The organism is Collinsella sp. AM23-17 (assembly GCF_003470945.1).
Taxonomy (GTDB): Bacteria; Actinomycetota; Coriobacteriia; order Coriobacteriales; family Coriobacteriaceae; genus Collinsella; species Collinsella aerofaciens_O.
In genome coordinates this window covers 1-18,632 of record NZ_QRHU01000024.1, presented here as the reverse complement: position 1 = coordinate 18,632, position 18,632 = coordinate 1, and the positions used below count along the sequence as shown (strand labels likewise).

Annotated in this window: 21 protein-coding genes and 1 pseudogene; 13 read left to right on the top strand and 9 right to left on the bottom strand. The window is 57.2% G+C overall.

Going from position 1 to position 18,632, the window contains the following annotated elements:
* Position 1 precedes the first annotated feature (1 nt).
* From DW645_RS08575 to hflX, 5 genes are all read left to right on the top strand, one after another.
* Positions 2-1,087: an ATP-binding protein gene (locus DW645_RS08575; RefSeq protein WP_118227246.1), complete on the top strand. Its 1,086-nt coding sequence runs from the start codon at positions 2-4 to the stop codon at positions 1,085-1,087.
* 74 nt (positions 1,088-1,161) lie between these two features.
* Entirely contained in the window at positions 1,162-1,479 is a 318-nt protein-coding gene (locus DW645_RS08570) for a stage V sporulation protein S (protein ID WP_006235982.1), read from the top strand.
* Positions 1,480-1,524: 45 nt separating this feature from the next.
* Positions 1,525-2,895: a tRNA (N6-isopentenyl adenosine(37)-C2)-methylthiotransferase MiaB gene (miaB, locus tag DW645_RS08565; RefSeq protein ID WP_022094691.1), complete on the top strand. Its 1,371-nt coding sequence runs from the start codon at positions 1,525-1,527 to the stop codon at positions 2,893-2,895.
* Positions 2,895-3,833, top strand: a complete 939-nt coding sequence (gene miaA / locus DW645_RS08560) for a tRNA (adenosine(37)-N6)-dimethylallyltransferase MiaA (protein ID WP_118227245.1) — start codon at positions 2,895-2,897, stop codon at positions 3,831-3,833. The genes miaB and miaA overlap by 1 nt, the downstream gene beginning before the upstream one ends.
* Positions 3,833-5,122 carry a GTPase HflX gene (gene hflX, locus DW645_RS08555; RefSeq protein ID WP_118227244.1) on the top strand — a complete coding sequence of 430 codons (1,290 nt, stop codon included), beginning with the start codon at positions 3,833-3,835 and terminating at the stop codon, positions 5,120-5,122. The genes miaA and hflX overlap by 1 nt, the downstream gene beginning before the upstream one ends.
* On the opposite strand, the gene DW645_RS08550 is transcribed toward hflX, so the two are convergent.
* Complete coding sequence (locus DW645_RS08550) at positions 5,107-5,811, bottom strand: heparan-alpha-glucosaminide N-acetyltransferase (protein WP_118227243.1); 705 nt, start codon at positions 5,809-5,811, stop codon at positions 5,107-5,109. The two genes, hflX and DW645_RS08550, sit on opposite strands and share 16 nt — an antisense overlap.
* On the bottom strand, positions 5,811-6,455 hold the full coding sequence (gene lexA, locus DW645_RS08545) for a transcriptional repressor LexA (RefSeq protein WP_147356639.1): 645 nt from the start codon (positions 6,453-6,455) through the stop codon (positions 5,811-5,813). Before lexA ends, DW645_RS08550 begins: the two co-directional genes overlap by 1 nt.
* A 163-nt stretch (positions 6,456-6,618) precedes the next feature.
* On the opposite strand from lexA, the gene DW645_RS08540 reads away from it, so the two are divergent.
* The 3 genes from DW645_RS08540 to dut are packed head-to-tail and all read left to right on the top strand — an operon-like array spanning position 6,619 to position 8,011.
* On the top strand, positions 6,619-7,068 hold the full coding sequence (locus DW645_RS08540) for a LysM peptidoglycan-binding domain-containing protein (protein ID WP_158568711.1): 450 nt from the start codon (positions 6,619-6,621) through the stop codon (positions 7,066-7,068).
* 51 nt (positions 7,069-7,119) lie between these two features.
* Positions 7,120-7,563, top strand: coding sequence for a transcriptional regulator NrdR (gene nrdR / locus DW645_RS08535; protein WP_022093781.1), 444 nt, complete (start codon positions 7,120-7,122; stop codon positions 7,561-7,563).
* A 4-nt stretch (positions 7,564-7,567) separates the two neighbouring features.
* Positions 7,568-8,011: a dUTP diphosphatase gene (gene dut / locus DW645_RS08530; protein WP_117766605.1), complete on the top strand. Its 444-nt coding sequence runs from the start codon at positions 7,568-7,570 to the stop codon at positions 8,009-8,011.
* 390 nt (positions 8,012-8,401) lie between these two features.
* On the opposite strand, the gene DW645_RS08525 is transcribed toward dut, so the two are convergent.
* Positions 8,402-9,703, bottom strand: coding sequence for a glycosyltransferase (locus DW645_RS08525; RefSeq protein ID WP_118227241.1), 1,302 nt, complete (start codon positions 9,701-9,703; stop codon positions 8,402-8,404).
* Positions 9,704-9,821: 118 nt separating this feature from the next.
* Here DW645_RS08525 and DW645_RS08520 point away from each other — a divergent pair, with 118 nt between their 5' ends.
* Together DW645_RS08520 and DW645_RS08515 are read left to right on the top strand one after the other, a co-directional pair.
* Positions 9,822-10,760 (top strand): NAD(P)/FAD-dependent oxidoreductase, encoded by a 939-nt coding sequence (locus tag DW645_RS08520; RefSeq protein WP_118227240.1) that lies wholly within the window; start codon positions 9,822-9,824, stop codon positions 10,758-10,760.
* Between the two features lie 154 nt (positions 10,761-10,914).
* A complete protein-coding gene (locus DW645_RS08515) occupies positions 10,915-11,526 on the top strand; it encodes a DUF1836 domain-containing protein (protein WP_199576461.1) in 612 nt (203 codons plus the stop codon).
* Between the two features lie 73 nt (positions 11,527-11,599).
* Here the strand turns inward: DW645_RS08515 and DW645_RS08510 are convergent, their stop codons facing one another.
* The 6 genes from DW645_RS08510 to DW645_RS08485 form a co-directional block, all read right to left on the bottom strand.
* Complete coding sequence (locus DW645_RS08510) at positions 11,600-12,466, bottom strand: DegV family protein (RefSeq protein ID WP_118227239.1); 867 nt, start codon at positions 12,464-12,466, stop codon at positions 11,600-11,602.
* A gap of 176 nt (positions 12,467-12,642) precedes the next feature.
* Positions 12,643-13,749, bottom strand: coding sequence for an NlpC/P60 family protein (locus tag DW645_RS08505; protein WP_118227238.1), 1,107 nt, complete (start codon positions 13,747-13,749; stop codon positions 12,643-12,645).
* A 32-nt stretch (positions 13,750-13,781) separates the two neighbouring features.
* Complete coding sequence (locus DW645_RS08500; RefSeq protein WP_118227237.1) at positions 13,782-14,312, bottom strand: adenine phosphoribosyltransferase; 531 nt, start codon at positions 14,310-14,312, stop codon at positions 13,782-13,784.
* Between the two features lie 40 nt (positions 14,313-14,352).
* Positions 14,353-15,231 carry a MerR family transcriptional regulator gene (locus tag DW645_RS08495; protein ID WP_118227236.1) on the bottom strand — a complete coding sequence of 293 codons (879 nt, stop codon included), beginning with the start codon at positions 15,229-15,231 and terminating at the stop codon, positions 14,353-14,355.
* A 3-nt stretch (positions 15,232-15,234) separates the two neighbouring features.
* Positions 15,235-15,669, bottom strand: coding sequence for an FHA domain-containing protein (locus DW645_RS08490; protein WP_006236002.1), 435 nt, complete (start codon positions 15,667-15,669; stop codon positions 15,235-15,237).
* Between the two features lie 66 nt (positions 15,670-15,735).
* Positions 15,736-16,440 (bottom strand): CDP-alcohol phosphatidyltransferase family protein, encoded by a 705-nt coding sequence (locus DW645_RS08485; RefSeq protein WP_118227235.1) that lies wholly within the window; start codon positions 16,438-16,440, stop codon positions 15,736-15,738.
* 396 nt (positions 16,441-16,836) lie between these two features.
* Between DW645_RS08485 and DW645_RS08480 the strand changes: the two genes are divergently transcribed.
* The 3 genes and pseudogenes from DW645_RS08480 to DW645_RS08470 form a co-directional block, all read left to right on the top strand.
* Positions 16,837-17,565 carry a lantibiotic protection ABC transporter ATP-binding protein gene (locus DW645_RS08480; protein WP_118227234.1) on the top strand — a complete coding sequence of 243 codons (729 nt, stop codon included), beginning with the start codon at positions 16,837-16,839 and terminating at the stop codon, positions 17,563-17,565.
* A complete protein-coding gene (locus tag DW645_RS08475; RefSeq protein ID WP_117639844.1) occupies positions 17,562-18,332 on the top strand; it encodes a hypothetical protein in 771 nt (256 codons plus the stop codon). Before DW645_RS08480 ends, DW645_RS08475 begins: the two co-directional genes overlap by 4 nt.
* Positions 18,332-18,632, top strand: a pseudogene (locus DW645_RS08470) (lantibiotic ABC transporter permease); the annotation flags it as partial. The gene DW645_RS08475 and the pseudogene DW645_RS08470, both read left to right, overlap by 1 nt.

Here is an 18,632-nt window from a genome sequence, read left to right as displayed (position 1 = left end):
CATGAGCGACACGAACGAGCTCATCTCATTTATCGCGTCGATGTCGGGGGAGGGCAACCTTCGCGTCGAGGAGAACCTTGGCGAGGGGTATGTCCGCCTCCGCGTTTCGGAGGCCGAGCGGCGCCAGGCTAAGCACGACATTCAGCATGTCGAGGACATCGTCATCGAAATGCTCCGTAATGCTCGCGATGCCGGCGCCGACAAGGTCTATCTCGCCACGACCAAGGAAGATGGCGTCCGCACGCTTGTCTTTCTGGATAACGGTTCTGGCGTTCCGCAGGATATGCAAGAGCGAATCTTTGATGCCCGCGTTACCTCCAAGCTCGAGAGCATGAAGATGGACCGTTGGGGCGTTCACGGTCGTGGCATGGCATTGTTTTCGATTAAGCAGAACACCGACGAGGCCCGTGTGGTCACGTCCGGCGTCGATCTTGGTTCAGCCTTCAAGGTGAGCGTTGCGGCCGACCGCCTCAGTGAGCGTGCCGATCAGTCCAGCTGGCCCCAGGCCGTCAAGGATGAGGACGGACGTTATGTCTGCGCTCGCGGTCCACATAATATTATTCGCGCTGCTTGTGAGTTTGCGCTCGAGGAGTTGCGTGGTTGCGATGTCTATCTCGGTTCTCCGTCTGAGATTGCCGCGACCCTTTATGCTCAAGCGTCAAGTCGGCTCGATACGTCTCGTCTCCTGTTCATTGATGACGAGAGCGAGCTTCCGGTTGTCGATCGTTTAGGCCTTGCTTCTGATGCCGAGGACTTTATCCGTATTTGTTCGGGTTTGGGTCTTGAGATGTCCGAGCGCACGGCCCATCGCATTTTGGCAGGGCAGATTAAGCCCGTTCGCGGTGTGACCGCGCGTCTGCTGCGCGAGCGTGATTCGTCCTCGCATGCGCCGGCTCCTGTCGATCTCGCGAAGGATCGTCGCGGGCTACGTATTGCCAAGGATGACATGGCACAGTTTTCGCGCGCTGTGGAACGCGACTTTAATGACCTTGCCACCCGGTACTATCTCAACCTTTGCGGCGACCCAAAGATCCGTGTTTCGCGTGATCGAATCACCGTGACCTTTGATCTTGCCAAAGAGGAATAGTGCCTTTACCGAGTCCACTCGGTACGATACAGTTATTGCAGTTAAAACGTACTTTTAAATGCAGGAGTTTCTTCATGGATTGCCTGAAGGTATCAAGCAAATCATCGCCCGCGTCCGTTGCCGGCGCCATCGCCGGCATGGTCAAGGATGGTGTACCCGTCAACATCCAGTGTGTCGGCGCCGGTGCCGTCAACCAGGCTATTAAGGCCGTTGCTATCGCGCGCGGTTTTTTGATTCCAACCGGTTTTGATATTTCCTGCGCGCCCGTGTTCTCCGACATCCTCATTAACGGGGAGTCGCGCACGGCCATCCGCCTTTCTATCTACGTTCACCAGATCAATCGAGCTGCTATGGATAACGTCGTCATGGATGATGTTAAGCCTGTGGCATAGCTTCTGCTTGCCTTGTTTCGCTCCCCATCGTTAGGACTTATGCACATGGACCAGCGTTCCGTACGCGATATTCTTGCCGGTAAAACCTACTTTATCCGCACCTTTGGCTGCCAGATGAATCAGCACGACTCCGAGCGTGTGAGCGGTCTGCTTGATTCGTATGGCTGCCTCATGGCGCTCGATCCCGCGCATGCCGATATCGTTGTCTTCATGACGTGCTGCGTGCGCGAGGCCGCCGATACTCGCCTGTACGGTCAGTGCAATTCCTGCAAAAGCCTGCCGCCTTCGCCTTCGGGCAAGCGCGTGGTTGCCGTTGGCGGTTGCATCGCGCAGCGCGATGGCGAGGGCCTGCTCACCAACGTCGATAACGTCAATGTCATCTTTGGCACGCATTCCATTGCACATGTGGCCGAGCTCATTGCCGAGGCGTTCCTTGATGGTAAGCGTCATATCCGCACCAATGAGCATGAGGATACGGACGCCATGAGCATGCCGTGGCATCGCGAGACCCAGTATCACGCCTGGGTGCCCATCATGACAGGCTGCAATAATTTCTGCACCTATTGCATCGTGCCGTACGTACGCGGTCGCGAAAAGAGCCGCCCCTTCGAGGAGATTGTCGACGAGGTGACCGGTCTGGTGCGCCAGGGCGTGCGTGAGATTACGCTGCTGGGCCAAAACGTTAACTCATATGGTCGCGATCTGTTTGGCAAGCCGCGTTTTGCCGATTTGCTGCGTGCCGTGGGCGATACGGGCGTGGAGCGCATCTTCTTTACGTCTTCGCATCCTAAGGACCTGCTGCCCGAGACCATCGACGCCATGGCCGAGACACCTGCCGTAATGCCGCAACTGCACCTGGCCGTCCAGTCAGGTTCGACGCGGATCCTCAAAGAGATGAATCGCCGTTATACACGCGAGGACTATCTGGGCCTGGTCGATCGCATTCGCAACCGCATGCCCGATATCGCGCTCTCGACCGACATTATCGTTGGCTTCCCGGGCGAGACTGAAGAAGACTTTGAGCAGACGCTCTCACTTGCCGAGACGGTCCGCTATGCTCAGGCCTATACCTTCATCTATTCCAAGCGCGCCGGTACCCCGGCCGCCGAGATTGACGATCCTACGCCGCATGAGGTTATTCTCGAGCGTTTCAATCGCCTGGTTAAGGTTATCGAGACCACGGCACACGAGTATAACCAGGGTGAGCTTCATACTGTGGTTCCCGCGCTCATTGAGGGAACGAGTAAAAAGAACGATGCGGTCCTGCTGGGCAAGAGTCCCAAGAATCAGACCGTGCATGCGCCTATCCCCGAGGGTTACAGCATCGATCAGCTTGTTGGCAAGATCGTTGATGTTGACGTTGACGTTGCCAAGACCTGGTATTTATCCGGTTCCGTTGTGGGCGAGCCGCGCTAATGGTTTCTTCCGGGGCAGGTCTTTCCTCCGTTGCGATCGTCGGTCCGACGGCGGTTGGTAAGAGTGATGTTGCCGACCGTTTGGCAGCTCGTCTTTCGTCCGAAGTGCTGTCGTGCGATGCGATGCAAATCTATCGCGGCATGGACATCGGTACCGCAAAGATGGCGCCCGATGAGTGCACGGCGCCGCTGCGTCTCGTCGACATTGTAGAGCCGGGTGTGGCATATTCTGCTGCGCTTTATCAGGCTGACGCTCGCGCGCATGTTGAACGTCTCCTTGGTTCGGGTTGCCTGCCGGTTTTTTGCGGAGGTACGGGGCTATATCTCAAGGCAGCCCTCGATGAGATGGACTTTCCCTCGGGTGAACTTGAGGACGATCGCCGTGCGGGCTATCAGGAGCTTGCCGAGCGTATTGGCGAGGAAGAACTGCATGCCCTGCTTGCCGAGCGCGATCCAGAATCGGCTGCTGTTATTCATCCCCATAACGTGCGCCGTGTGATTCGTGCGCTCGAGATGCATGATGATGGTATCTCCTATGCACAGCAAAAAAGTCAGTTTAGTGTTCCGCGCGAGCATTATCATGCCCTATGGTTTGGTCTGACGCGTAATCGCGAGGTGCTCTACGAGCGCATTAATCTGCGCGTCGATCTGATGTTTGAGCAGGGTCTTGTCGATGAGGTCCGCGGTCTTATGGCCCAGGGTCTGGGAGATGCCCTGACGTCGATGCAGGCAATTGGCTATAAAGAGATCATTGATGCTTTCAATGGCGTGATGAGCATGGATGAGGCCCGCGAACTCATTAAGATGCGTTCGCGTCGTTATGCCAAGCGTCAGCTTTCGTGGTTTAAGCGCGATGACCGTATCGTGTGGTTTGATATGGATGAATGTACGATCGATGAGGTCGTTGAGGATATCCTGCATCGTATTGAGGCTGCCTAATGGCCCGTTTCCCCCTTGTTCCCACGGCACCCGAGCCCGAGCGTGCCATTTTAGTTGGTGTTGAGTGGCGCGACAATGCATGGCCGCTCGATCGCTCGCTTGATGAGCTGGAGCGTCTTGCCCACACAGCTGGTGCCCGGTGCGTGGCACGCTTGTCGCAGCGTTTGGTAAAGCCGTATCCTAAATCGTTTATCGGTTCCGGTAAGGTTGAAGAGCTGTGCGGCCTGGTGCATCGCATGGATGCCGATGTCGTTATTTTTGACGACGACCTGACCCCCTCGCAGCAATCCTATTTGGAGAAAGCCGTGGGCGAGCCGGTAAAGATTATCGATCGCACAGCACTGATCCTGGATATCTTTGGCCTGCATGCTCAGACGCGTGAGGGACGCCTGCAGGTACAGCTGGCACAGCTTCAATATTTGTTGCCTCGCCTGCGTGGCATGTGGAGCCATCTCGCCAAGGAGCAGACGCGCGGCGGCATCGGCTCACGTTTTGGTCAGGGCGAAAGTCAGCTCGAGGTCGACCGTCGCCTCATTCGTAATAAGATCGCTGCGCTTCGTCGTGAGCTCAAGCAGGTTGAACAGCGTCGCGATGTTCAATCCAAGAGTCGCATTGAGTCACCGGCGTTTCGCGTCGCGTTAGCCGGTTATACCAATGCCGGTAAATCGACGTTACTCAATCGTCTGACCGGCTCTACGGTACTTTCGCAGGACAAGCTGTTTGCTACGCTCGACCCGACGACGCGTTCGTATCGTCTGCCCGGCGGTCGCGGCATGACGATTACCGATACCGTCGGCTTTATTCAAAAGCTGCCCCATGGTCTGGTCGATGCCTTTAAATCGACGCTGTCCGAGGTTTTGGGTGCCGATCTAATTCTCAAAGTCGTAGATGCGTCTGACGAGGACTATGAGCGGCAGCTGGAGGCTGTCGACCGCGTGCTTGATGAGATCGGCGCCGGAGAGCGTTTAACGCTGACCGTATTCAATAAAATCGATCTTCTCGATAGCGTCGATCGATTGAGTTTCCGTCGTCGCTATCCGGAGGCCGTTCTGTTCTCGGCCCAAACGGGCGAGGGGCTCGACGATCTCGTCGACCGGATTGCTCGCGAGGCAGCTGCCACCGATGTGTTGCTCTCCGCTGATATCCCGTATCGTGAGGGCGCTCTCATCACGCTGGTGCATGAGCAGGGAACCCTTCTGCATGAGGAATATCTCGAGGACGGCGTTCGCATTGTGGCGAAGTTGCCGGCTCGTATTGCACCGCGGCTCGAGCGTTATCGCACCGAGTAGACGAGCTCCAAAATGCCCAGAATGATGGGCTGATGCAGCAGATAAAAGGGGAGAGCGTGACGTCCAAGGCTGGCGAGCGCCGGCAGGGGGTTGGCGTAGGCCCAGCTAGGGACGGTCTTATCGATTCCCTGCGCTATGTGTGCGGCGAAGTATCCTGCAAGATACATAAAGATAAACGGGATGATGGGGTAGTAATCACCTGAGATAAACCCAGGGCTCGGAAATCCCAGCCACGCCAGGTAGGGGACAGGGTAGATCGTTTTGGGGATGCTCCAGGTGATTGCGAACAACATAAGGCATAGGGGCATGCCCCATCTCGCCGTTATCTTCTTAAGGACGGGATCGGTCAACGCCACGATGCCGGTGCATGCGGCCATGCAGTAGATGATGCCAAAATTAACCGAATCGTCGACTGAGACAAGTGTTGTTGCCAACCAGACAACGAGTGCTGCTAAGGCGTATTTGGCGGCACGTTTGATATTGTTGCGCGAAAGGGTGCACATCCAACCGGCGATAAACAAAAATACCCAGCTGATGCTGGCGCGCCAGATGTCTTGAAAGGCTGACTGGGTAAACCAGGGCATATCCCAGCCGTACAGGTAGGCGAAATCATAGCAAGCGTGAAAACCTGCCATAGAAATCATCGTAAACCCGCGGACGGTATCAAAGATGGTTATGCGTTTTTGCATTACGAGAACCGGCGCATCAAGCCGAGGACTTTGCCCAGGATAACGGGATTCGTTGCATAGATAGGCTCCATGGTGTCATTCTCAGGCTGCAGGCGTACGCGTCCCTGCTCCTTGTAGAACGTCTTGACGGTCGCTGAACCATCGATCATGGCCACGACAATTTCGCCGTTCATGGCATTCTTTTGTTCACGGACGATGATGTAATCGCCATTGAAGATGCCGACATTGATCATTGAGCTCCCATGCACCTCAAGGATAAAGGAACCCTGATCAGTCGCGATTTCGGTCGGGATAGTAAAAGTGTCTTCGATATTCTGCTCGGCCAGAATGGGGATCCCAGCCGCGACGCGACCAACGAGCGGTAGCGAGACCGTTCCGCGAGGTGCGATGGGCTCGTCAGATTTAGAAATTGAGACAGAGGAACCGTCCTCGTTAAAGAGTTCCAGGGCGCGCGGTTTGGTGGCATCGCGCTTGAGTAGCCCGCGCGCCTCCAGGGCAGAGAGATGGGCGTGCACGGTGCTGGGGGAGGAAAGGCCCACGGCAGAAGCCATCTCGCGCACGCTGGGCGGATAACCCTTCTCCTGCTGATATTCCTTGATGAAGTCGTAAATTTGCTGCTGACGCTTGGTAATTTTGCGAGCCATCAGGGCATCCTCTCTACCCATGTCAAACAAATGTTCGAATTTTGCTTGACAGGAACAACTGTTCGAAGATAATAATAACCGAACATTCGTTCTCGCGCTAGACATTTTTGTCCGCGCGGCTTGATAAAACTGTTCTCAGCAAAACACGCGAGAGGAGAACATGATGAACGTAACGAATATGGTCCAGGGAAACCTCGCCCTTAAGCTCGAGACGCCTGCAGAACCCACTTTTACGGTTGTTCAGGGTGGCCGCTCCGGCTTTCAGCCTTTGACCGTAAAGCCTGCGCGCAATCAGCAGGCTGTAGTCGCGCCGGCCCGCGTTGCCCTGAAGGTTCCGACGATTATCGCCTTTGCCGTTGCGTTTACGCTCTTCTTTGTCCTCGCTACGTCGGTCTTTAGCGCTCGTCACGCCGCGTATGCCGAGTCCGTTTCCAACGTTACCTACGAGACCATTCGCGTTCAGCCTGGTGATTCTCTTTGGTCGCTTGCCGAAGAATATCCAATCGAAGGCCTTTCCACGCAAGAGACTTCCGACATGATCCGCAACGTCAATCATCTGGAGCATGGTTCGCTCGCCGCCGGTGCGCATCTTAAGGTTCCTGCTCGTTCGTAATCATTATCTCGCTGCGCATGGTACCCTTGTTATCGTTTAAGAGGAGGTACCATGCGCTGTCCCAAATGCGGCAAGGCACATACCCGCGTCGTTGATTCCCGTATGCAGGAGTCAAATAACACCATTAAGCGCCGTCGCGAATGTTGCTCGTGTAACTACCGCTTTACAACGTTCGAGCGATGCGAAGACCCAATCGAGGTCATTAAGTCAGACGGAACCAAGCAGCGGTTTGATCGCAATAAGCTGCTCGTCGGCTTGATGCGCGCCACCATCAAGCGCGATATCGACACTAAGAAGCTCAATGAGATTATCGACGACATCGAGGTTGAGCTGCGCTCTCGCACGCTGACGGCCGTCACGTCCCATGAGTTGGGTGACATGGTGCTCAAGCGCTTGGCCAAGATCGACAAGGTGGCCTACATTCGCTTTGCCTCGGTCTACCGCGATTTCAAAGACGTCGATGAGTTTCTGCAAGAGCTCGACAAGCTAAGGTGATTCCATGTCCAACATTACCGTCAACATAAAGCGTCTCGACCCCACCGTTGAGCTTCCCAAATACGCCCATCCCACCGATGCTGGCTTGGATTTGCGCTCCAACGAGGACTGCGTCCTGAAGCCCTTCGAACGCCGTCTGGTCTCTACGGGGCTGGCCATCGCCCTGCCCGATGGCTACGCCGGCTTCGTCCAGCCCCGCAGCGGCTTGGCCATCAAGCAGGGCCTGTCTATAGTCAACACGCCGGGCCTCATCGACGCCCACTACCGAGGGGAACTCAAGGTTATCCTCATCAACCTGGATCCCACCAACGACATCCAAATCAACAAAGGCGACCGCATAGCCCAACTCGTCATCCAAGAAGTCCCCACGGTCAACCTCATAGAAGTAGAAGAACTAGACGAAACCGACCGAGGCAAAGGAGGCTTCGGCTCCAGCGGCATCGCCTAGGGCGCTCGTATCCCTCCCGCCCGGGGCTTACCTATATCATTCCATGCTCAAACATTCTCGCGTCGCTTCGCTCGCTGCGAAACTGCGCGTGGAACGATATAGGTAAGCCCCGGGCGGGCGGCTACTCGCTTGAAACAATATTTACTTTTCTAGTAAGTCGATGCGATAAAGGGACGCCTCCTTTGTCGCATCGACTTACTGTATTTATATTTTTCGGTTTCGCCTTTGCAGATTTTAATGGTGGGGATCCGGTATAGCTGCTAGCACGTAAACGTAGCTGCTCGGCGGGAGCCGCCCATATATCGTTCCACGCGCAGTTTCGCAGCGCAGCGAGAATGTTTGAGCATGGAATGATATATGGGCGGCTCCCGCCGAGCAGCGGACTATCGCCTAGCGGATATGCGCGGGTTTTCCGCCCCAGTAGAAGCGGCAGAAGGCTCTTTTGCGCTTTTGGGGTTTGCCTACGAGCTCTATGGTGGCGATGGCGATGTCTTCGGCTGCGTGGGGGCGGCGTAGTACTTCGCCGTTGATGAGTAGCGCTTTGAGTGATTCGGGATGGTCGTGCAAGTGACGTAGGGTAACGATGAGTTCTCGTGCCGTGGTGACGTGCATGCTGGCTCCCATGCCGGTGAGCATCGTGGTGTTGGCCTTTTCCTGGCCGTACGATTTGCCCAGCAGGATCATCGGCAGATGCGCACACAGGCACTCGGTGACGGTGAGTCCGCCCGATTTGAGAATTGCCAGGTCGCACCCGTGCATGAGGGCCGCCATGTCGTCGACATAGTCCAACACCGTGACGTTCTCGAGCTTCATGGCATCGAAGAGCGTCTTCAGCCGGGTGGCATACTCCACGTCTTTGCCCGGCAAAAAGACAAAGTGCATGTCCTCGAAACTGCGCAGGAAGGGGAGGGTCTGGTCCATCGCCGCGCGAAAGCGGACGTACGGTTGAGGTAAACTGGCGCCGGCCATAACCAGCACGACGGTCTTGTCGGTGGGGAGGTTGAACTTGGCTAGCTCTTCCTCGCGATCGTAATCCGTGTCGAATCCGGCGCGAATAGGAATGCCGGTAATGCGAATCTTTGCCTCGGGCACCTTGCGCGGACGCAGCGTTTCGGACATAAATTCGTTGGCAACACAGAATAGATCGGTGTCCTTGTGGGGCCACCAGCCCTCGACTTCGTAGTCGGTCGGTACGCAGATGACTGGATAATCGATACCCGTAATTATGCGGGCACCCACGGCAACATTGGCTGCTGTGATGTGCGTTGCGACCACGGCTATGGGCCTGCGGCTACGAATATATTCGTTGAAGGCGGGGAACATGATTCGCGACCATGCCGTGCCGCCACCCCAGAGAAGATGTCCCGTAAGTGTATATCTCCAGGTCAGGTCGTAAATGGGGCGCGTGGCTCCCGTAAAAGAAGCCGCGGTCTTATTACCGTCGAATTTAATACGTCCAAAATCAAGGATATCGAGCACTTCAATCTCAACATCCTCGGGGATGCCATTGGTGCCGCGGATGAGGTCGAAGGCCTGCGCAATCGCATTTGCGGCGGCCTTATGGCCTGAGCCGACCGAGGCGTGCACGATGGTCACGAGAGATTTTTGCTGAGCCAAGAGCGCTGTTTGCTCCGATTGGGGAGTGCTGTGCGTGAGCAGGGGAGCGTCGTCGCTCGTCTGCGTTTGATCCATCGATAACTCCCCTTCGACGTTGTAACACGGATTTATCATTGTAGTGCATGAGTGTCATGTTCACGTAAATTTGGGTATGAGCGCAAAGAACGTCAATGTTTCGACGAGAGGATGTTCCATGACTACCGATCAGCCGATCGATGTTGCGATTATCGGCGGCGGCCCCGCGGGCTATGCTGCCGCCATTTACGCTGCGCGTGCCAACCTGACGACGACCGTGATTGAGCAGGGCATGTCGGGAGGGCAGATCGCCACAACCAATGAGATCGAGAACTATCCGGGCATTCCGCTCTTGAGCGGCGCTGAGCTTGGCGAGCGATTCCAACAGCATGCAGAAGGCCTGGGAGCTCAGATTGAATGGAGTATGGTGACAGGCGTCGATTACGATGCCGATGTGGCTCAATTTACCATCCATCATGATATGGGTGACACGGCGGCCAAGAGCGTCATTGCGTGCATGGGTGCCACGCCGCGTCCGGCAGGTTTCGCAGGCGAGGATACGTATCGCGGTCGTGGCGTTTCATATTGCGCAACATGTGACGGCATGTTTTTCCGCGGCAAGCAGGTTTTTGTAATCGGTGGTGGCAATTCGGCATGCGAAGAGGCTCTGTTCCTGTCCGACATTGCCAACAGTGTGACCATCGTGCTGCGCCGCGACCAGTTCCGTGCGCCCGATGGTGTTGTTCAGAAAGTACTCGCAAAGGACAATATTACAGTTAGGTACCAAACTAGTATTGTGGAGCTATCGGGCGAAGCCATGCCAACGACGATTACCTTTAAGGACAATGCATCCGGCGAGACTCATACCGAGTCATTTGAGCCCGGCTCGTTTGGCATCTTTGTTTTTACCGGAACGCAGCCCCATACCGAGCTTGTTGAGCATCTAGTCGATCTGGCGCCTGATGGCGGCATTCTGACTGATGAATCCATGGCGACCCGCACGCCAGGTCTATTTGCCGCTGGCGATATCCGTTCCAAACGTTTACGCCAGGTTGTGACCGCTGTTTCGGACGGAGCCATAGCGGCAACGAGCGCATACGCGTTTCTCCGTGGATAAGTACGATAATATATCTTATGTAAGGTTGCTATCTTTAAACAAAGTGGTTGGACGATGCATCAATGTGTTGTCCAACCACTTTTACTTGCCGGCTATGTGGTATGCAAAACTAGATAACCTAGAATACAATATAGAAAATGAACGGAGGACCTTTATGAACCACGCTAAATACGTTATTCCGATGTCCGATTCGTCGGTCAGCATTAAGCCCGAGGATATTCAGCCCACGGTGCTACCCGATGCATTCATTCAGTCCGATATCGTGCGTAAACTCAATACGTTGAGTCTGCCGCGCTATAACCAGTTGCCCAATGTGACGCTCTACCGCGACCAGGTCATTGAGTATGTTGCGCTGTGGATGGAGCCGCTGTTCATTTGCGTTGAGCACCCTGTCATTACGCCATCGATGATCAATAACTACGTGAAGGTCGGCCTGGTGCCTGCTCCGGTCAAAAAGCAATATGGCCGCGAGCAGATTGCCCGCCTGATCGCTATCTGCCTCTTTAAGCAGGTGTTACCTATTGCTGCGGTGCAGGCACTCTTTAACATTCAGCGTTTGAGCTACGATGCCCCGACGGCCTTCGATTATGTGGTCGATCAGCTCGAGGCATCGATTCGTTCGGCGTTTTCCGTCGAGCAGACGCCGGTTCCCGATACGGCGCATCAGGTAACGCGTGAGTCGCTGCTTGTGCGCAGTGCGGTTTCATCCTTCGTTTCGAAGGCGTACCTGATGAGCTATCTAAAGTTTAATGGGTTTAATAGCTAGCCGACGTATAAAACGGGCGGAGCAAAGGGTCATCTGTCACTTTGTCCCGCCCGTATTTTTGCTTGGTTGGACGTTATTGGCCCGAAGCCACGCCCATGCCGTAGCCGATAATGAGCCCGTGCATCTCGGCATAGTATGAATCCAGACCGTTGCAGGGCATGATAATCGTCTTGGAGCCGGGCCAGTGCTCGACAATGCGGTCGGCAAGCGCCTGGGCACCCGCCTCATTCTCAACATGGTCGATAACGACCTCGCCACCTGTAAAGCCCTCTGCCTCCATGGTGTCGACAATCTTGGCGAGCATCTTTTTCTCGCCACGCGTGTGGCCGACGAGTTTAATCTCGCCTTCCTCGCTCGCCGTTCCCAAAATGCGGATATTGAGCTTGTTGGCAATGACGCCGGCTGCCTTGGGGATACGTCCGGCCTTCGCAAGGTTCTCGTAATTACACAGGCTAAAGAGGATCTTGCTGTTTTGCTCGAGGCTATCGAAGTAAGCACAGGCGTCCTCAAAGGAAACGTCCGGGTTTCTTGCAAGGTAACGATCAAACAGTAAGAAGATCAGATCCATCTTGCCGCCTGCTGCCCGCGAATTGACCAGGTGAATCTGACGATTGGGCTCCTCGGCAAGTACCATATCGCGTGCCGTAGCGGCAGCGTTATAGCTTCCAGAGACACCCTCCGAGATTGGCATGCAGATCGTCTTGTCGGCGAGCTTAAAGAGCTCAACCCACTCCCCCACGCTTGGGCAGGCGCTCGATGATGCGCTGGCTTCCGACTGAATGGCAATATTAAGCTCGTGAACATCGAGCGAGAGGTCGTCGACCAATTCACGCTCCCCTACTCGGATTTTGAGGGGTGCGAATGCAAAGGTGGTACGGGGTGCAGTCGGTTGCCAATCGCGAAGATTGCAGCTCGAATCTGAGATAAGTGCCCAGCTCATTGAGGGTCCTTTCTAGTTGTTCCTCAACAATTATAGCTATCTTTTGGACAGATGCTGCGCATATCTAGTATTCAAAACTAGATTGTTGCTTACATGCAAAACGGGCGCTCGAGATAAAAAATGGACCTCGCTTCCCAAGGATACGAGGTCCATCTTTGTTTGCTGAGCTAAACCACTTAGTAGCGAACGAAAATATAATTGTTGTTCATACCGGCTGCGACGGAACTGATGATGACGCCCGTTTTGTAGTCAGAAGCATGGATCATCTGACCATTACCGATATAGATGCCGGTATGGTAGGAGTTAACCACAACATCGCCGGGTTGCGGATCGGACACACGGGTCCAACCCATGAAGTCGACCGTGGTGCCCAGACGGCAGTAGCGTCCCGTGAGGCAATAGCTTACAAAACCGGAGCAGTCAAAGCTGTTCGGCCCAATGCCACCCCAAGAGTAAGCGTATCCGAGTTTGCTATAGGCACGCGAAACAACGGAACCGCCGTCAACGGACTGGCTCGGTGCGGAAGGCGTCGGAGCCGGAGCCGGAGCGGGCGTCGGGGGCTGCGGAGCGGGCGCGGGCGTGTTTCCGCCGTCGTTGGTCGTACCGCCACCCTTGTTGGTGTTCTCGGTCGTACCGGCGGTGTCGTTACTCACCGTGGCCTTTTCGGCGGTGCTGGCGTTTATACCAGCCTGCAGCGCGGCGTTGGCCTCGGCCTCGGCAGCAAGCTCGGCCTGCAGCTGTGAATCCAGGGAGTTCACGACGCTCTGGGCCTCAGCCTGCTGGGCATTGAGCTCGTCGACCTTCTTTTGCGTCGCGGCGACGTTCTTCTCCTGCTCGGCCTGCTTATCGGTGAGCTGCTGCTTAAGGTCCTTGACCTCCTGAATGGTTTGGGCCTGCTTGTCGGACACCTTGCCGTAGTAGAAGAGACGGTTGAGCATATCGCTCAGGTCATCGACGCCCGTCAAAACCTGAAGCAGGCTCAGACCGCCAGTTTTGTACTCGCCGGCGACATAGGTCGAGAGCTTGGCCTGGCCTTCGGCGATCTCCTGCTGCTTTTGCGTGATCTCGCCTGCAGTCTGATCAAGCTCCTGCGTCTGTGCGGAGAGTTCATCGTGAATTTGCTGGGTTTGCGTGCCGATCTGCTCGAGCTTGGTACGGGCAGCGGCAAGGTCGGATGCGGTATCGGCGTAGGCAGGAGCCGCGAGGCCCAAGCCCAAAACACAAGCGAGGGTTGCCGTAGCAGCGCAGCGTGCCATGTTTTTGTGCGTGTTTGCTGTGCGCATGTAGCTTCCTTTCCAGTAACTAAGGGTAACGGCTAGTCCACCGTCACCAGGCTAAAGAGCTCCACATCGTCATTAGACGGCGTGAGCTTCTCGCGCGGGTTGAGAAACGCAAGCTCAAGGATACAACCGTAACCGACAAGCTTTGCGCCCATATCTCGCACCAGTTTACCTGTTGCCTCGACGGTTCCGCCCGTCGCGACCAAGTCGTCCAGAATCAACACGGTATCTTTAGAGCTGATAGCGTCGGCATGGATCTCAATTGAATCGGTGCCGTACTCGAGCTCGTAGCTCTGGCTTACGGTCTCGCGCGGCAGCTTGCCCGGTTTACGTGCGGGAACAAAGCCGGCGCCAAGGGCTACGGCCACCGGTACACCAACCATAAAGCCGCGAGCCTCGGGACCCACGACCTTGGTGATTCCCATGCCGGCAAAGTGCTCGGCGAGGGCATCGGTCATGGCTTTGAGCGCCTCGGGATTGCCGAAGAGCGGCGTGATGTCTTTAAAGATGACTCCGGGCTCGGGATAGTCGGGGATGTCGACGATTTGAGATTCGAAGTCGTACATTACATGACCTTTCAATGGGTTGACGAAACTTCGGCAGCGGTTATTTGCCCGCGGTGGCGGTGCCGGATTGCGAAGGGGCGACGACCTTGAGCGGTTTTACGAGAGAATCCTCGTGCGAAGCCGGAGCGGCTGTCTCTTCGTTTTTGGCCTTGGTGGACTCGGAGCGAGTGATTTCCTCATCGAGTGCATCGATGTCGGCGTCCTCGACCACGGCGTTGAGCGACTCAAAAACGCGGTTCTTGAGCAGCGCAGTGTGCACACCTTCGGTCAGGTCGTGAAGCTTCTTAAACGCACGCTCGAGCTTGGCATCGCGCTCGTCATCGGAGGTATCCATGCCGAGCATGCTCACGAGCACCTGCTCAAACATCGAGGACTCGCGGTTGGCGGAAGACACGTACTGACGCAGGTTGCGCGGCTCGATATGGAAGCGTGACAGCTCGGAGCAGTAGCGGATGATCGGAAAATCGCGGCCATCGACAAGCTCGCGATTCTGCGGACTCTTGATGATGCGAATGAGGTCGTTCTCGGCGAGCGAGCGGATAAATGAAATCTCGACGCCCAACATATCGGGAATGGTCTCAATGGGATGCAGCTTTTGTTTGGTCTCCTTGGGCTCCGTCTTAAGCGGAACATCGGATAGCAAGCCCACCTCGTAGGCGAGCGTTGACAGGTCCGTGGCGTTTTCCAAGCGCTGCTTAATCACGTTGAGCGGCATGTAGCGAGTCTTCTGCAAGTGCAGAATAACCTCCAGGCGATCAACGTCCTCCTTGGAGTACTGACGGTATCCCTTAGGCGTACGATGAGGGGTAATGAGCCCCTCATCCTCTAGAAATCTTATTTTTGAGTTCGAAAGATCGGGGTATGCGCCTCGAAGTAGGTTGACGACTTGGCCGATACTCAGATAGTTGCGTTCGGCCATGCCCTACTCACCGGTTTCGATGCGCTCCGGCGTGCTCTCGTGGTAGATGAGCGTAAACGTACCGATCTGAACGGAAGAACCGTCGTGCAGCGGGGCTGCATTGACGATGGCACCGTCGACCCAGGTGCCATTGAGCGATCCCAAGTCCTCGATGCGAGCGCCGAGGCCCTCGCGAATAATGCGCGCGTGGCTGCGCGATACGGTCATGTCGTTGAGGAAGATGCCGTTCGCGGGATCGCGGCCGATGGTGGTCACGTCGTCCTCGAGCTCAAAAGCGGCACCAGTCTGCGGACCCTTGACGATGGACAGAACGGGGGCGGTGATGCGCACGTTGGCCATGAGGTCGGGAACGGTGACGTCGCTTGAAGGCACGCGGAATACGCAGGTAGCGTCAGCAGTCTTATCATTCTGAGGCATATTGTTAACCATGTTGTCCATGACAACCCCTAACTTATCGCGGACGTGCCGCAAATAATGAACCGTACGTAATCATACCCCAACGAATCAGTCTTCGATTTCAGGGTTCAGAAAGTCGATGTCCTCGTCCTCGGGATGCGCGAGAGCCTGTTTAATGGCCACTCCGCCCTTAATGGAATAGATGACAGCCGTGAGCATGGAGAAGATCACGCCGCCGTACACAAAGAAGATGCCGAGGGGCACCGAGCTTCCGTTGAGGCCCGGGAAGGCCGTAAGGGTTGAAGGTAAAAGATGCAGGCCGTCAATAACGGGGAACCCGAGCAGCATGAGCGAGAAGCCGGTCATGAGCAGTGCAGTGGCAATCTTTCCAGGAAAGACGACATCGATGGGGCGACGGTGATAATGACGCACGATAAGCGTGCCGATGCCCAGATAGATGTCGCGGCCAATAATGAGCACGCAGACCCAGATTGGCAGCTCTCCGCGAACCACCAGCCCAAGTACGCCGGTGAACAGCAGCGCACGGTCGCAGATGGGATCCATGACCTTGCCGAGCCACGAGACCGTCTTGGTCATGCGGGCGATCTGACCGTCCATCCAGTCGGTGGAGGCGGCAACGGCGTAGATAACGATGGCGATGACGCGGTTGTTATCCGTCACAAACAGGTACAGAAATACCAGGGTGAGGATCAGGCGCGTAACGGTGATGAAATTGGAGATCGTAAAGATCTTATTCGACGGGTAATCGGAAGTGCCGATAAGCTCCTTTTTGATCTTCTTTTTGATGCCCACAGGACTCCCCCGCTGGTTAACGACAAAACTTCCGATACTATACCCGTTCCGGCGATGTCTATCCAGCGTAAGCATAGAGAGTCCAGACATGAGGAAGGCGCTTTTGGGCGGCGGTGGATTTCACATTCGTGTACATCGGCCTCCAAACATGCCGAAAAATGTCGGTTTTGGAGGGTGATGTACACGTTTTGATTCGGTGATTACATCGATCGGGAAAGTTGTTGCCTTAAGCAAATTAATCATGATGTGCGGGTCGAGAAGGGTTGGCGCCAAAAGAACCCAACGGCCGTTATGGCTTCGTTAGAAACGCGCCCCACCATGGATGGTGAACCCGAAAGGTAAGGCGCGCGGGCACGGTGACTCGGCCCGCGCTCCCGGAAGAGAAAGGATAAACCCATGGGTTACATGCTCGAGACGCGCGGGCTCACCAAGCGCTTCGGCCGCGGCGACCAGGCGCAGGACGCCGTGGCCGACGTGAGCCTTCATATCCGCGAGGGCGAGGTGTACGGGCTGCTCGGTCCCAACGGCGCCGGCAAGTCGACAACGCTCAAGATGATCTGCGGGATGCTGCGGCCGACGGCCGGGGAGATCCTCTTTGCCGGGCACGCCTGGCGCCGCGAGGACCTCTACGCAATCGGCAGCCTCATCGAGGAGGCGCCGCTCTACCCCAACCTCACCGCGCGCGAGAACCTGCGCGTGCGCACCACGCTGCTGGGCCTTCCCGAGAGCCGCATAGATGAGGTGCTCGCCGCCGTGGACCTCGCGGACACCGGGAAGAAGCGCACCGGGCGCTTCTCGATGGGCATGCGGCAGCGCCTGGGGCTCGCGCTGGCGCTGATCGCCCGGCCACGCCTGCTCGTGCTCGACGAGCCCACCAACGGCCTCGACCCCATCGGCATCGAGGAGCTGCGCGACCAGATCCGCGGCTTCGCGTCGGCGGGTACGACGGTGATCGTCTCGAGCCACATCCTCTCCGAGGTGCAGCAGATGGCGGACACCATCGGCATCATCTGCGGGGGGCGCCTCGCCTACGAGGATACGCTTCGTCCCGGGCAGGACCTCGAGGAACTCTTCATGAGCTTCTGCCGGGAAGGGCGACGAGCGCGCGGGGAGGTGGCGGCATGACGGGCGAGAAAGGCGGCCTGCTCGCGGCCCTGCGCGCCGAGGCCCTGAAGTCGCGCCACGCGGCACCGGTCCGCCTGGCCGTGCTCATGGCGCTGCCGATGCCGCTGCTCGGCGCGATGCCCTACCGGGGCGTGCAGATCTTCAGCGCGTGGAACTACTGGTACGCGCTCTTCCTGCCCGTGTGTCTCTCGCTCGTGGTGGCGTGCGTCGCGCGGGCGGACGCTCGCACGCGGATGCGGGGGCTTCTGGGCCTGGGCTTCCCGCTCGGGCGCGCCTGGTGGGCCAAGGCGCTCTGGTGCCTCGCGCTCTGCACGCTCTCGAACCTCGTGGTCTTCGGCATCTACCTCGCGGGATCGGCGTTCTCCTCGCAGGGCCTCACGGCCGCGGGCACGCTCACGATGCTCCTCTGCGCGCTCGTTAACACGGTGACCGCGGCGTGGATGATCCCCGCGGGGCTCCTCCTCACGGCGCGGCTCGGCATGCTCGCGGGCATCTTCTGCCCGCTCGCCGCGCAGCTCGTGGGTGGGTTCGCCTGGTCGCTGATGCCGCTGCCGCAGCTCTTTCCGCCGTCGGCGAGCATGGTCATCCCCACGAGCTTCATCCCCGTGCTGCCGAGCGGCGAGCCACTCGCGGCGGACATGGCGCTCGGCGGGGCGCTCACGGCGGACGGCATGCTCACGCTGGCGGGCCTTGCGGTCTGCGCGCTCGCGTTCGCCGCGCTCACGGCGGCGAGCGCGGCCTGGTTCGCGCGCTCCGAGGAGAGGTGATGGCCATGACACGACTCTCCGACCCGACGCCGCGCATGACTCTCCCGCGGGCCCTGCTCTCCGAGGCCCTGCGCCTGGCGCGCTCCCCGCTCTCGGCGGTGCACCTCGCCTGCGGCCTGGCAGCCGGTCTTGCCTGCGGCGAGTACTTCTCCGTAACCCGATGGGACCCGGCGCAGGGCGCGGACGCCTACGCCCAGTTCCTCGGCGCCCTCATGCCGCTCATGTCCGCCATCGTCTGCGGGCTCGCCGTGGACGAGGAGCGCGCTGCCGGGCGCCTCGCTAACCTCACGGCGGTCCCCT

Excerpts from the sequence above, each read along its gene's own strand:
- DW645_RS08490 (WP_006236002.1), bottom strand. The coding sequence starts at position 15,669 with ATGGACAACATGGTTAACAATATGCCTCAGAATGATAAGACTGCTGAC.
- miaB (WP_022094691.1), top strand. The coding sequence starts at position 1,525 with ATGGACCAGCGTTCCGTACGCGATATTCTTGCCGGTAAAACCTACTTT.
- lexA (WP_147356639.1), bottom strand. The coding sequence starts at position 6,455 with ATGGCTCGCAAAATTACCAAGCGTCAGCAGCAAATTTACGACTTCATC.
- DW645_RS08495 (WP_118227236.1), bottom strand. The coding sequence starts at position 15,231 with ATGGCCGAACGCAACTATCTGAGTATCGGCCAAGTCGTCAACCTACTT.
- DW645_RS08510 (WP_118227239.1), bottom strand. The coding sequence starts at position 12,466 with ATGAGCTGGGCACTTATCTCAGATTCGAGCTGCAATCTTCGCGATTGG.
- DW645_RS08500 (WP_118227237.1), bottom strand. The coding sequence starts at position 14,312 with ATGTACGACTTCGAATCTCAAATCGTCGACATCCCCGACTATCCCGAG.
- DW645_RS08505 (WP_118227238.1), bottom strand. The coding sequence starts at position 13,749 with ATGCGCACAGCAAACACGCACAAAAACATGGCACGCTGCGCTGCTACG.
- DW645_RS08520 (WP_118227240.1), top strand. The coding sequence starts at position 9,822 with ATGACTACCGATCAGCCGATCGATGTTGCGATTATCGGCGGCGGCCCC.
- DW645_RS08475 (WP_117639844.1), top strand. The coding sequence starts at position 17,562 with ATGACGGGCGAGAAAGGCGGCCTGCTCGCGGCCCTGCGCGCCGAGGCC.
- DW645_RS08540 (WP_158568711.1), top strand. The coding sequence starts at position 6,619 with ATGAACGTAACGAATATGGTCCAGGGAAACCTCGCCCTTAAGCTCGAG.
- nrdR (WP_022093781.1), top strand. The coding sequence starts at position 7,120 with ATGCGCTGTCCCAAATGCGGCAAGGCACATACCCGCGTCGTTGATTCC.
- DW645_RS08515 (WP_199576461.1), top strand. The coding sequence starts at position 10,915 with ATGAACCACGCTAAATACGTTATTCCGATGTCCGATTCGTCGGTCAGC.
- miaA (WP_118227245.1), top strand. The coding sequence starts at position 2,895 with ATGGTTTCTTCCGGGGCAGGTCTTTCCTCCGTTGCGATCGTCGGTCCG.
- hflX (WP_118227244.1), top strand. The coding sequence starts at position 3,833 with ATGGCCCGTTTCCCCCTTGTTCCCACGGCACCCGAGCCCGAGCGTGCC.
- DW645_RS08570 (WP_006235982.1), top strand. The coding sequence starts at position 1,162 with ATGGATTGCCTGAAGGTATCAAGCAAATCATCGCCCGCGTCCGTTGCC.
- DW645_RS08550 (WP_118227243.1), bottom strand. The coding sequence starts at position 5,811 with ATGCAAAAACGCATAACCATCTTTGATACCGTCCGCGGGTTTACGATG.
- DW645_RS08525 (WP_118227241.1), bottom strand. The coding sequence starts at position 9,703 with ATGGATCAAACGCAGACGAGCGACGACGCTCCCCTGCTCACGCACAGC.
- DW645_RS08480 (WP_118227234.1), top strand. The coding sequence starts at position 16,837 with ATGGGTTACATGCTCGAGACGCGCGGGCTCACCAAGCGCTTCGGCCGC.
- dut (WP_117766605.1), top strand. The coding sequence starts at position 7,568 with ATGTCCAACATTACCGTCAACATAAAGCGTCTCGACCCCACCGTTGAG.
- DW645_RS08575 (WP_118227246.1), top strand. The coding sequence starts at position 2 with ATGAGCGACACGAACGAGCTCATCTCATTTATCGCGTCGATGTCGGGG.